This is a genomic window from Microbacterium gilvum (assembly GCF_039543865.1).
Taxonomy (GTDB): Bacteria; Actinomycetota; Actinomycetes; order Actinomycetales; family Microbacteriaceae; genus Microbacterium; species Microbacterium gilvum.
On record NZ_BAABKO010000005.1, the window covers coordinates 126,596 to 138,417 of the forward strand.

Here is an 11,822-nt window from a genome sequence, read left to right on the forward strand (position 1 = left end):
GCTCCCAGGGAACATCGGGTACCGTGGGGTTACCCGATCGTTACTTTTGTGACCCTGACTTGCAAGGTGCGCGATCACACCCCCTGATGACGTTCCTCGCTGTTCCCCCGCAGCGACCGACGGAAAGTACGCCTTGCCGCTCGACTCCCCCCTGGCCGAAGCCGCGCCCGCACGCGGCACGCGTCGCGCCCGCCGTGCGACGCCGGCACCGGAGCCGCTGAGCGAGCAGACGCGTGCTGACGATGTCGAGGCGGCTCTGCCTGAGCCGCCGCTGACGCGTCGCCGGCTCCGCGAGCTCGCCTCGGCCACCCCGGCCCCCGAGATCATCCACGACGGCGACGCCGACTTCGGCGAGGCGCTCAAGGTCGCCGAGCAGGTGGCGACCACCGCGCCCGAGACGGGTGTCATCCCGCTGCCGGAGGAAGACGAGTTCCTCGCCGCCGCACGCGCCCTGAGGTTCACGGCCGAGACCGCCGTCATCCCTCCCGCTCCGACGGCGATGCCCGAGGCCGTGCCCGAGGCCGTGCACATCGCGCCCCGCAAGGGCCGTGCGTTCCGTCGCGTCGCCACGACGGCCGCGTCGCTGGGTGCGATGGGCGTCATCGGCCTCCTCGCCGTCGGCATGACGACGCCGCTCGGGGCCGTCGCGCAGGGCGACACCGCCGCCGCGACCGTGTCGATCGCGGCTTCGGCGGGCGACGACCAGGACCTCGCCGACGAGGAGATCCAGGCGTACGTCGCCTCGTCCGACGTCCAGAACGCCGACGTGTCGCGCTCGCAGGCGTACACGGCGGAGACCTTCGCCTCGCTCGCCTCGGCCGACGGCATCTCGACGAGCGGCGCGTTCTTCGTGAACGACCCGACCGCCGACATCCAGTGGCCGTTCGCCGTGGGCACGAGCATGAGCTCGGGCTACGGCATGCGCTGGGGTCGCCTCCACGAGGGCATCGACTTCACGCCCGGCGACGGGGCACCCGTGCAGGCGATCGCCGACGGCGTCGTGCGCATCGCGACCGAGTCGGGCGGCGCCTACGGCGTGACCGTCTACATCGACCACGTGATCGACGGCCAGGTCGTCACGAGCCACTACGCGCACATGCAGTACGGTTCGCTGCAGGTCGTTCAGGGGCAGCGCGTCGAGGTCGGCGACGTCGTCGGCCTGACGGGCAACACGGGCCGATCGTACGGCGCCCACATGCACTTCGAGGTCATCATCAACGGGTCGACCACCGATCCGCTGCCGTGGCTCCAGGAGCACGCGAACACGCGCTACAGCGACGACGAGGAGGCGGAGGCGACAGCCGCCATCGACGAGCTCCTCGGCTCGGAGATCACCTCCGACTGACCGACGCGCGCGGCCTTCGCCGGTTCGCGAGCGCAGACGCGAGATGGTATTCTCGTCTGGTTGCCTTCCGAGGTGACACGCCCCGATAGCTCAGTGGCAGAGCACTTCCATGGTAAGGAAGGGGTCGTCAGTTCAATCCTGACTCGGGGCTCGCAGCATCATCCGATGCCGTGCGGCAGGGTAGCTCAGTTGGTGAGAGCGCACGACTCATAATCGTGAGGTCGCGGGTTCAAGCCCCGCTCCTGCTACAAGATGAAACCCCGGCTCCACCCGGGGTTTTGTCGTAGCCGCACCATGATCGGCGGATCATCCAGGTGCGACGTGGGATCGTCATGGATCGGCAGGCGGCCCGCCGACTAGGTTCGTCGGGTGACCGCCTCGCCAGAAGAACAGCCCGCCGTGCCCTTCCGCATCCGCGTCTCCTCCCCGACGCCGGTCACCGGCACGCCCCTCGAGATGGGAGACGCCGACGGCATCGGGCGGCGCGTGCAGCTGACGAGCCGATACCTCACGCGCGACGGCGCCCCGTGGATCCCCGTCATGGGCGAGTACCACTTCAGCCGCGACCTCCCCGAGAACTGGGAGGTGGAGTTGCGGAAGATGAAGTCCGGGGGCATCTCCGTCGTGGCCGCGTACATGATCTGGATCCTCCATGAGGAGACCCGGGGCGAGATGCGCTGGGACGGGCCGCGCGACATCCGTCGCTTCATCCAGCTCGCGCAGGACGTCGGCCTCGAGGTCATGCTGCGGATCGGGCCGTGGGCGCACGGCGAAGCCCGCAACGGCGGCTTCCCCGACTGGCTCCAGGCGCTGCCGATCCGGCACCGGTCGAACGACCCGGCCTACCTCGATCTGACGCGCCGATGGTACGCCGGCATCGAAGAGCAGGTGCGCGGGCTCTTCCACACGGCGGAGAACCCGTCCGGGCCGATCATCGGCATCCAGGTCGACAACGAGCTGTACGACGACGGTCCCCATCTCGCCGCCCTCCGCGACATCGCGGAGGAGGTCGGCATGTCGGCGAGCCTGTGGACGGCGACCGGCTGGGGCGGCGCAGAGCTGCCCCACGGCCGCGTGCTGCCGGTCTACGCCGGCTACAGCGACGGATTCTGGGAGGAGTCGGACACGGGGTGGCCGGCGTTCGGCGTCATGCACTTCACCTACAGCACGGTCCGCGACGACCTCACCGTGGGCGCCGATCTGCGTGAGGCGCCTGCCGTCGTGCACGGCGGCGCCGCTCTCGGGGCGGATGACCCCTGGCCGTTCGCGACCTGCGAGCTGGGTGGCGGGATGGCCATCGCCTACCACCGGAGGCCGCTGGTCGATCCCGACGACGTCACCGCGCTCGCGCTCACCAAGATGGGCAGCGGCTCCGCCTGGCAGGGGTACTACATGTACCACGGCGGACTCCACCCGATCGGTGCCCGCTCGACCACGCAGGAGGCGCAGGCGACGGGGTACCCGAACGACATGCCGTCGCGCGACTACGACTTCTCCGCACCGCTGGGGGCCGCCGGTACCGAGCGCCCGCACTTCCACGCGCTGCGCCGGCAGCATCTGATGCTCGACGCCTTCGCAGCCCAGATCGCTCCCGCGGCGGCGACGATCCCCGAGCCGGTCGACGGGGCGCCGCGCTGGGCTGTGCGCTCGACCGGCACCTCGGGCTTCCTGTTCGCGAACAACCACCAGCCGGCGATCGCCGCGCTCGAGGCGATCGACGGGATCCGGTTCGGGGTGCAGTTCGACGACCGCGAGCTCACCGTGCCGACGCGTCCGGTGCGCATCGCGTCGGGTGCCCACTTCGTCTGGCCGCTGCGTCAGCGGTACGGCGCCATCCCCGCGCTCACGGTCACCGCGCAGCCGATCACGCAGCGGACGACCGAGGAAGGCACGGTGGTGATCTTCGCGGCCGTCGACGGCATCGAGGTCGAGCTGCAGCTGGAAGGCGTCCGGGCGTCGGACGTGTCGGGCGCCGAGGTCGACATCGACGACGGCGTCGTCATCGCGAGGCCCCACGCCGCACCGGGGCTCGCCTGCGAGGTGCACGTGGGAGACACGACGCTCGTGTTCCTCGACGCCGCGCAGGGCGACGCCGTGTGGCGGGGCGACATCGGCGGTCGCGACTCGGTGGTCATCTGGCAGGGGTCGGGATGGTTCGACACGACCTTCCGCGCCGTCGTCGACGACCGCTCGCGCGAGATCGCCGTGTTCCCTCCGCTGGAGGAGGCTGCGCCGGCCGAGCTCCCGCGCGAGGGGACGGTCTTCACCCGCTACGAGGTGCCCGCGGCGAGCGCTTCCCGGGAACTGGATGCGGCCGACTTCCCGTGCGCGCCCGTGGCCCCGGTGCGGAGGGGCGGATCATCGAACCGGCTGTCCGCACCCCGCGACGCCGACTTCGCCGACGCGGCCGTCGTGGAGCTCGCCGTGCACCCCGACCCGCACGAAGGGGAGCGCTCGATCCTCGAGCTCGACTGGACGGGCGACGTCATCCGGGTGCTGCTCGGAGATCGGCTGATCGCCGACCAGTTCTGGTACGGGCGGGCGCTCGAGATCGACCTCACGCCGTATGCCGCGGAGCTCGAGACGACCCCGCTGACGCTCCAGGCGTTCGCGTGGTCGCCGGTGTCGCCGGTGTATGTCGATCCGCGCGTGCGCCCCGACGTGCGGGAGCCGGAGCTCGCCATCCACTCGGCGCGGGTGCGGTCGCTGCGCACGGTGGCCCTTGCGTGATCGTGGCCGTTGCATGATCGGCACCCGCTCCTGAGCGCCGCGGGGTGCGGCGCCGGTCATCCCTTGTGCGTCGCGCGGTACTGCGTGGGGTTCATCCCGTGCACCCGCCGGAAGTGGCGTGAGAAGTACAGCGGGTCGGCGTAGCCGACGGCCGCCGCGATCTCGCTCACGCTCGACGACGTCGTGTCGAGCAGGCTGCGGGCGCGCGTCATCTTGAGCGACGTGTGGAAGGCGCCGGGCCCGCCGCCCGTCGCGCGCCGGAAGAGCGCGCTGAGATGCGAGGGCGACAGCCCCACCATCGCCGCGAGCTCGGCGACCGGGATGTTGCTGTCGACCCTGGCTTCGAGGAAGCGCATCGCCCGCTCGAGCGGCGAACCGTCGGCGGGGAGGATGCTGTCGGCGACGATGCGCGTGAGGAGCCGCCACGCGACGCCCGCAGCGGCGACCAGCTGCACGGGGGAGAGGCGCCGCTCGAGCAGTCCGACCAGCTCGTCGAAGAGCGCGGCCACGCCCTCGATCGACCGCAGCCGCGTGAGCGGGCGAGGGATGCCCAGGAGCGGCCCGGTCAGCTCCGCGACATCCGTGCCGCGGACGTGCATCCACCAGATCGTCCATGGGTCGTCTCTCGTTGCCACGTACTCGTGCGGCTGACGCGCGGGGATCACGATGCAGGCGCCCGGCGTGAGCGGATGGGCGGCGTCGCCCAGGAGCACCGTGCCGGAGCCGGCGACGCAGAGCATGACGATGGTCTCTGCTGCGCCTCGCTGGCGCACACGGCGATGGCCCGCGGCCGCGGGGAAGTAGCCGGCGTCCGTGACCAGCAGCCGCCGTGTGCCCGGCTGGGCGAGCGCCGTCTCGACCTGCGGTCGCGGGACCACGCAGAGGCGCTGGTTGCGGAAGCCCTCCGTGCGGCTTGTGGCCTCCTCGCCTGTCGCTGTTTCGTCCATGGATCTCCTCGGTCTCACCATACCCGGCAGGTTCTCCGATCCGTACCGTCGAGAGGGATGTGCAGCCCCGCTGCCGATGCACCGTCCGGCCGTCCGGCCGCGAACTCCCCGAGGAGGTCAGCGATGTCCGCTGAACGAAGCGACGTCGACGCCGCCCCCGACGCCGGGCTGCTGATCCTGCCCGACGCCCCCGCCGACGAGGCCGCCGCCCTCGCGCGCGGCGAGGCGGTCGCCTGGCGGGAGCCGCTGACGATCCGCACGTACGAGGCGGGGGAGCCGAGCGCCTACCCCATGTACCTCGACCGCCGCGTGTACCAGGGGTCGAGCGGCACGGTCTATCCGCTGCCCTTCACGGAGAGCGTCGCCGATGAGCCGACGATGCGCGACTGGGACGCCGTCCATCTCGAGAACGAGTTCGTGCGCCTCGTCGTCCTCCCCGAGCTGGGCGGCCGCATCCACGTCGGCTACGACAAGACCACCGGGCACGACTTCTTCTACCGCAACAACGTCATCAAGCCCGCCCTCGTGGGGCTCGCCGGGCCCTGGATCTCGGGCGGCGTGGAGTTCAACTGGCCGCAGCATCACCGCCCGGCGACCTTCCTCCCCGTCGACACGACGATCGAGCGCGACCCGGACGGCACCGTGACGGTCTGGTGCCACGATCACGAGCCCTTCGCCCGCATGTCGGCGCAGCACGGCGTCCGGCTGCGGCCGGGGAGCTCCGTCGTCGAGCTGGCCGTGCGCCTGCACAACCGCACGGATGAGCGGCAGACCTTCCTGTGGTGGGCGAACGTCGCGGCGCGCGTGCACGACGACTACCAGTCGTTCTTCCCCGAGGACGTGCGCTACGTCGCCGACCATGCGCGGCGTGCGCTCACGGCGTTCCCCGAGGCCGACCGGCCCTACTACGGCGTCGACTACCCGGCGCTCGCCGCGGAGCGGCCCGGCGCCGACCGCATCGACTGGTACCGCAACATCCCCGTGCCCACGTCGTACATGATCGTCGACTCCGAGCAGGACTTCTTCGGCGGCTACGACCATGCGGCGGGAGCCGGCTTCGTGCACTGGGCCGAGCGGCGGGTGTCACCCGGCAAGAAGCAGTGGACCTGGGGGAATGCGCCCTTCGGGCACGCGTGGGACGCCCAGCTCACCGACGGCGACGGACCGTACGTCGAGCTCATGGCCGGCGTCTACACCGACAACCAGCCCGACTTCTCGTGGATCCTGCCCGGCGAGACGAAGGTCTTCACCCAGTACTGGTACCCGATCCCCGCTATCGGGCCCGTGCATCAGGCGACGCCCGACGCCGCCGTGCACGTCGAGCGCGGCGCCCGGCTGGCGGCCGCATTCGCGACCACGCGCCGGCAGATGCGCGCGGTCGCCCGCGTGCGCGTCGGCGACCGCGTCGTCGCAGAGCACACGGTCGATGTCGCCCCCGGCGCTCCCGTGCGCATCGACGCCGACCTCGGCGGCGATCACGGCCACGACGTCGCCGTGGAGCTGCTCTCGCACGCCGGCCGTGTCCTCGTCCGGTGGACGCCGACCGTCGTCGACGATGCGGAGCCGTGGGTCGCCGAGGAGCCGCCGCTGCCCGAGCAGATCGAGTCGGTCGAGGAGCTCTACCTCACGGGCCTGCACCTCAGCCAGTACCGTCATCCGACGCGCAGCCCGACGGCGTACTGGACCGCTGCGCTCGAGCGCGACGCGGGCGACGTACGGACGAACCTCGCGCTCGCCGACCGCGACTACCGGTCGGGCCGCTACGGGCGCGCCCTCGAGCGGGTCGAACGCGCCCTCGCCCGGCTGACGCGCCGCAACGCGAATCCGGTCGACGCCGAGGCGTTCCACCTGAAGGGGCTCATCCTGCGCCGCCTCGGGCGCACGGTCGACGCCGAGCAGGCGTTCGGCAAAGCGGGGTGGGATGGCACCTGGGCGGCGGCCGCGGGGTTCGCGCTCGCGCAGTCGCTCGCGGGGCGCGGTCGCGATCGCGCTGCGCTGCGCGTGCTCGACTCCCTCGACGGCGTCGTCGGGCACGACACACGGCGCATCGCGCTGCGCACGGTCATCCTGCGGCGGCAGGGCGCGCACGCGCAGGCCGATGAGCTGCTGCGTGCCGCGCTCGACGTCGACCCGCTCGACGCGGTGCTGCGCGTGCTCGCCGGGCGGCCGATCGCCCACGATGCCGGTCTGCGGATCGACGTCGCGCTCGACCTGCGCCGCGCGGGCGCGGTCGACGAGGCGCTCGCCGAGCTCGCCGAGGCGGCCGCGTCGCCGGTGCATGCGGGGGGCAACCACCTCCCGATCGCGCTCTACCTGGCCGCGGCCATCCTCGACGAGGTCGGGAGGGCCGCCGAAGCCGCCGAAGCGCGGGCACGGGCGCAGGCTGCCGACGCGACGCGCGCGTTCCCGTCGGGACTCGACGCGCTCGACGCGCTGGAGGCCGCTCTGCACGCCGAGCCCGACGACGCGCGCGCCCACGCGCTCATCGGCATGCTGCTGTACGCGCACGGGCGCCGCCGGCGTGCGGCCGCGCACTGGGACCGTGCGGCGGAGCTCGGCCTCGTCGACGCCGTGCTGCTGCGCAATGCGGCCCTCGCCGCCACCAATGTCGCGCACGATGACGCAAGGGCGTGGTCGCTCTATGCGCGCGCCGTCTCGGCTGCCCCGGCGGATGCGCGGGTCCGCTATGAGCAGGACCAGCTGGCCGCGCGCCTCGGGCACGGCTCCGCCGAGCGGCTCGCCCGCCTGCGCCCCGTCGAAGCCCTCGTCCTCACCCGCGACGACTTCACGATCGAGTACATCGGGCTGCTCGTCGCGGAGGGCGACGCGGAGTCGGCCTTCCGCATCCTCGTCAGCCGCGCCTTCCATCCGTGGGAGGGTGGCGAGGGCCGGGTCATCGCCGCCTGGGACGCGACGCTGGCGGCGCTCGGAATGCCGCCGGCCGATCCGCCGGCGTCGCTGGGGGAAGCGCGCTCCGACTACGTCGCGCCCGCGGCGCGACGTGAGGACGGCGTCACCGACTACTTCGCGACGAGTCTTCCCGAGCTGCTGCTCTTCGCCCGCGAGACCGACGAGCCGGAGGAGTGACCGCGGGCCGCCGCGCCCGCGTCAGCCGCGGATCAGCTTGCGGAGCAGCCCCTCGAGCTGCGCGCGTTCGCCGTCGTCGAGCGGAGAGAGCAGCTCGCTCTCCAGGCGCAGGTGCGCGGGGTAGGCCTCGTCGATGAGCGCGCGCCCCTCGGGCGTGAGCTCCACGATGCGCCCGCGGGCATCGTCGGTCCGCTGATGCCTCGTGACGAGCCCGGCCGCTTCGAGCCGGTCGACGCGTTTCGACGTCGCGCCCGCGGTCACCACGGTGTGCTCGGCGATGTCACCCTGCGTGAGCGCGAACGGCACGCCCACTCGGCGAAGGGCGCACAGGACGTCGAACTCGCCCTCTCCCAGGCCGAATCGCCGGTAGTTGTCGATCAGCTCCCGCGTGAAGTCGTCAGAGATCCTGCGCATCCTGCCGATCACCGCCATGGGGCTCGGGTCGAGGTCGGGGCGTTCGCGACGCCACTGCTCGACGAAGACCCCGACGCGATCGATTCCGCTCATGCCGCCATCCTAGTTTCCATGGAACGTATACTCGTTTCCATGGAAACGGAATTGCGGCGGAGACGTCCGCGGAACGCGGCCCGGTGGCCGATCGTCGCCGCGATCGGCCCGATCGCGTTCGGGTCGACGTACTTCGTGACGCACGAGTACCTTCCCGGCGACTCCCCGCTGTGGGGCTCGGCGATACGGGCGCTGCCGGCGGGCATCGTCCTCCTGGTCGTCTCGCGGCGTCTGCCGACGGGCGCGTGGTGGTGGCGTTCGGCGGTGCTCGGCACCCTGAACATGGGGATGTTCTTCTGTCTCGTCTACGTGGCCGCCCAGCTGCTGCCGTCCAGCGTGGCCGCCTCGCTGACATCGGCGAGCCCTATCGTGATCGCCGTCGCGGCCTGGGCCCTCATCCGCGAGCGCCCCGCGCCGCGGGTCGTCGTCGGCGCGCTGGTCGGCGGTGCCGGCGTGCTCCTCGTCGTGGGGACGGCGAGCGGCGCCCTGGACGGCTGGGGCATCGCGGCGTCGGTCGCGTCGATGGTGCTGTCGTCGATCGGCGCGATCCTGACGAAGCGATGGCAGGACGACACCCCCGTGCTCGCGGTCACGACGTGGCAGCTCGTCGTGGGCGGCCTCGAGCTCCTCGCGGCCGCCGTCCTCGTCGAGGGTGCGGCGCCGGCGGTCGCACCCGTCGAGGCGCTCGCCTTCGCCTACGTGAGCCTGATCGCCACCGCCCTCGGCTTCGTCTGCTGGTTCGCCGGCTTCCGCCACCTTCCCGCAGGGGTCGTGGGCGTCATCGGCCTGCTGAACCCCGTCACGGGCGTCGCGCTCGGCGTGCTCGCGGGCGGCGAGATCCTCGCCCCGCTGCAGCTCGTGGGCATCCTCCTCGTGCTCGCGAGCATGGCCATCGTCACCTCACGTCGCCGTCCGCAGGCGCCCGCGGTCACCTCCCGGTCGCGAGGTACCGGTGCTCGGGGCGGCCGGTCGCGCCGTACCGCGGGACGACGGTCGCCTCGCCGAGCTCGACGAGGCGCTCGAGGTAGCGACGGGCGCTGACGCGCGACATCCCGAGCCGCTCCGCGATGCCCGTCGCCGACGCGTCGTGCGGTTCTGCCCGCAGCGCGCCGAGCACAGCCTGCAGCGTGCGCTCGTTGACGCCCTTGCGCACGAACCGCGGACCGTGCGCCGAGCCGAGCACGGCGTCGATGCGCTCCTGGTCGAGCGTCGACCGCGCGAGGTCGGCGTCCTGCGCGACGACGGTGCGCACGTCGTCGAGCCGCTGGTGCAGCGCGTCCATCGCGAACGGCTTCACGAGGTAGTGCCGCACGCCCTGCACACGCGCGAGCCGCACGGTCTCGAGGTCGCGCGCCGCCGTGACGGCGATCACCTCGACACGGCTGCCGCGCGCGCGGGCGCGCCGCAGCACCGTGAGCCCCGACATGTCGGGGAGGTGCACGTCGAGCAGCACGACGTCGGGGTCGAGCGTCTCGATGCTCTCGAGCGCGGCCTCGCCCGTCGCGCACACGGCGACGACCTGGAAGTGCGGATGGCGCTCCACGAAACCGCGTGTGACGACCGCGACGGCGGGCTCGTCCTCCACGATGAGCACGCGCAGCCGCGTCATCGCCGACCCGCTCCGACCCTCTCCGGGACGACGACCGCGACGCGCGCGCCCCCGAGAGCCGAGTCGCCCACCTCGATCGTGCCCCCGAGCCGGCGCACCACGCGCTGCACGAGCGTGAGACCGTAGCCGCGCCCGCCCGCGCTGCTCTTCGAGGTGTGCCCGAGGTCGAAGATGCTCGACCGTTCCTCCACCGCGATCCCCGGCCCGTCGTCCGACACCTCGATCGAGCCGCCGCCGCCCGACCCCCGCAGGCGCACCTCGACCGCTCCGTGCGGGGCGCTCGCCTCGATCGCGTTGTCGACGAGGTTGCCCGTGATCGTCACGAGGTCGGCGCCGTCGACTGCGAACGCCTCGACGAGCCCCGACGCGTCGACCGTCAGCGAGACGCCGAGCTCGCGCGCCCTCGCCTTCTTCGCGAGGAGGAGCGCCGCCAGCTCGAGATCGTGGATGCCCGCGATGGAGGCGTCGGAGATGGCCCCGCCGTCGCCCGCGCTGCGCACGAGCCGGAGCGCTGCGGCGCCCTCGCCGAGCTCGAGCAGCCCGCCGATCGTATGGAGGGTGTTCGCGAACTCGTGCCGCTGCGCGCGCAGCCCCTCGGCGATGCTCTGCGCGCCGGCCAGCTCGCGCAGCGCCGCGTCGGTCTCGGTGCGGTCCATGAGGATGACGACGGCTCCGACCGCCTTGCCGTGGACGAGCACGGCATCGGCGTGCGCGACGAGCACGCGCTCGCCCGCGAGCACGAGCGCCTGCGACTGCGACGACACCGCCTCGTCGAGGTCGAGCTCCAGCACCTCGGCGAACGGCTGGCCCACGGCCGCCGCGCCGCCCAGCAGGCGTGCGGCCGCGTCGTTGCAGAGCACGACGTCGCCCGCCTCGTCGACGACGAGGATGCCCTCGCGGATGCCGTGCAGCGTCGCATCCCGGGTCTCCAGCATCGCCTTGATCTCGTCGGGCTCGAGGCCGTACGTGCGCCGTCGCACGATGCTCGCGAGCGCGAACGACAGGGCGAGCCCCACGATCGCGGCCCCCGTCAGCCATCCGACGAGCATGCCGAGAGAGCCGAGCAGGTCGGCGCGCAGATCCGACTCCAGCATCCCCACCGACGCCTGCCCGACGACGTCCCCGTCCACTCCGAAGACCGGGACCTTGACGCGCCACGACTCCCCGAGCGTCCCGGTCTGCGTCCCGACGAACACCTCGCCGGATGTCGCGGCGGTCGGCTCCGTCGACGCCCGCTCGCCGATGCGATCGGGATCGGGGTGCGAGAAGCGGATGCCCTCGACATCCGTCACGACGACGTACGTCACGTCGGCCGAGGTGCGGATGAGCTCGGCGATCGGCTGGATGACGGCCGACGGATCGGGGTCGTCGAACGCCTCGACGACCGTCGGCAGCTGCGCGACCGACTGCGCGACGCCGATCATCCGATCGAGGTACTGGTCGCGGATCTGACGCTCCTGGACGAGCACCGCCGCGACGCCGGCGCTGAGGATGACGACGAGCATGACGGCGCCCTGCAGCAGGACGAGCTGGCTCCGCAGCGGCATTGCCCGGATCATGAAGCCGATCGTATGGCACCGCCCGTCGGGGCGGAGGC

General features: G+C 72.4%; 8 protein-coding genes and 2 tRNA genes. 6 read left to right on the forward strand and 4 right to left on the reverse strand.

All coding sequences use genetic code 11. From position 1 onward, the window contains the following. The first annotated feature begins 133 nt into the window (after positions 1 to 133). From ABD998_RS13715 to ABD998_RS13730, 4 genes are all read left to right on the forward strand, one after another. The gene (locus ABD998_RS13715) at positions 134 to 1,345 is read left to right on the forward strand and encodes a M23 family metallopeptidase (protein WP_345440105.1); all 1,212 of its coding nucleotides are present in this window, start codon (positions 134 to 136) and stop codon (positions 1,343 to 1,345) included. A 79-nt stretch (positions 1,346 to 1,424) separates the two neighbouring features. Further along, positions 1,425 to 1,496 (forward strand) — tRNA-Thr (locus ABD998_RS13720). A 23-nt stretch (positions 1,497 to 1,519) separates the two neighbouring features. Continuing rightward, positions 1,520 to 1,593: transfer RNA gene (locus ABD998_RS13725), tRNA-Met, on the forward strand. A 121-nt stretch (positions 1,594 to 1,714) separates the two neighbouring features. Then, entirely contained in the window at positions 1,715 to 4,075 is a 2,361-nt protein-coding gene (locus ABD998_RS13730) for a beta-galactosidase (RefSeq protein WP_345440108.1), read from the forward strand. A gap of 56 nt (positions 4,076 to 4,131) precedes the next feature. Here ABD998_RS13730 and ABD998_RS13735 read toward each other — a convergent pair whose 3' ends face one another. Further along, a complete protein-coding gene (locus tag ABD998_RS13735; protein WP_345440111.1) occupies positions 4,132 to 5,022 on the reverse strand; it encodes an AraC family transcriptional regulator in 891 nt (296 codons plus the stop codon). A 123-nt stretch (positions 5,023 to 5,145) separates the two neighbouring features. Between ABD998_RS13735 and ABD998_RS13740 the strand changes: the two genes are divergently transcribed. Further along, positions 5,146 to 8,109: a DUF5107 domain-containing protein gene (locus ABD998_RS13740; protein WP_345440114.1), complete on the forward strand. Its 2,964-nt coding sequence runs from the start codon at positions 5,146 to 5,148 to the stop codon at positions 8,107 to 8,109. A 21-nt stretch (positions 8,110 to 8,130) separates the two neighbouring features. On the opposite strand, the gene ABD998_RS13745 is transcribed toward ABD998_RS13740, so the two are convergent. Continuing rightward, a complete protein-coding gene (locus ABD998_RS13745) occupies positions 8,131 to 8,616 on the reverse strand; it encodes a MarR family winged helix-turn-helix transcriptional regulator (protein WP_345440116.1) in 486 nt (161 codons plus the stop codon). 39 nt (positions 8,617 to 8,655) lie between these two features. On the opposite strand from ABD998_RS13745, the gene ABD998_RS13750 reads away from it, so the two are divergent. Then, positions 8,656 to 9,657: a DMT family transporter gene (locus ABD998_RS13750; RefSeq protein WP_345440119.1), complete on the forward strand. Its 1,002-nt coding sequence runs from the start codon at positions 8,656 to 8,658 to the stop codon at positions 9,655 to 9,657. On the opposite strand, the gene ABD998_RS13755 is transcribed toward ABD998_RS13750, so the two are convergent. Continuing rightward, a complete protein-coding gene (locus ABD998_RS13755; RefSeq protein ID WP_345440121.1) occupies positions 9,545 to 10,225 on the reverse strand; it encodes a response regulator in 681 nt (226 codons plus the stop codon). The genes ABD998_RS13750 and ABD998_RS13755 overlap by 113 nt on opposite strands. Next, a complete protein-coding gene (locus ABD998_RS13760) occupies positions 10,222 to 11,784 on the reverse strand; it encodes a sensor histidine kinase (RefSeq protein WP_345440124.1) in 1,563 nt (520 codons plus the stop codon). Before ABD998_RS13760 ends, ABD998_RS13755 begins: the two co-directional genes overlap by 4 nt. Positions 11,785 to 11,822: the final 38 nt, after the last annotated feature.